The sequence below is a fragment of the Streptomyces sp. WAC05292 genome (assembly GCF_003949955.1).
Lineage (GTDB): Bacteria > Actinomycetota > Actinomycetes > Streptomycetales > Streptomycetaceae > Streptomyces > Streptomyces globosus.
In genome coordinates this window covers 1-693 of record NZ_RPSE01000853.1, presented here as the reverse complement: position 1 = coordinate 693, position 693 = coordinate 1, and the positions used below count along the sequence as shown (strand labels likewise).

The 693-nt window shown below is 76.9% G+C and carries 1 protein-coding gene and 1 pseudogene; both read right to left on the bottom strand.

Annotated elements, in window-relative coordinates; all coding sequences use genetic code 11:
• Window positions 1–253 (bottom strand): annotated as a pseudogene (locus tag EF903_RS33400) (hypothetical protein); the annotation flags it as partial.
• A gap of 16 nt (window positions 254–269) precedes the next feature.
• The coding region (locus tag EF903_RS33395; protein ID WP_185902978.1) for an acyl carrier protein at window positions 270–693 on the bottom strand (424 nt) is incomplete at its 5' end.

Genomic DNA, 693 nt, shown 5'->3' with positions numbered 1-693 from the left:
GAGCAGGGGCGGCCGGGACGACCAGGGCGTCGGGGGCGTCGGGGACGTCCGGCGCGGCCGCGGCGACAGGCTCGACTGCGGCGACAGGCTCGACTGCGGCGGCCGCGGCAGGGGCAGCCGGCACCGCAGGGGCAGCCCGACCCGCAAAGGCGGCCTGCACGGGTGCCGGGGCGATGCCGGCGAGCAGGGCCATGGCCTGCCCGCGGTCCAGTGTCCCGTCGCGGAACCGGGTCAGGATCTCCCTCTCGTCCATCCGGACGCGACTTCTGCTAGCCGTGCCGCGACAGCAGGACGAGGGCCTCGTCCACGGTGAGCCGGTCGTCGCGCACGGCGTCGAGCAGGACGTCGAGCTCGCGCGCGCCGAGGGCGGCGTGCGTGCGCGGGGTGGTCCGCAGGAGTGCGGCGACGTGCTCGGAGAGGGCCGCGAGGTCGGGGTGGTCGTAGAGGACGACCGCACGTTCCCGCAGGCCGAAGGTGCGGTTCAGGGTGGCGACGAACTCGGCGCCGAGGACGGAGTCGACGTCGAGGCCGGTGAAGTCGGCGGCGGGGCCGATGTCCCACACGTCGCAGCCGAGGACGGCGGCGAGCTGTTCGCGCAGCACCTCGGCGATCTCGCCGGCGGGCGGGGATGCCGGCGCGCCCGTTTCCGCGGCGCCCGGCGGTACCTCGGCCGGGAGGCGGCCGGGGCCGTGG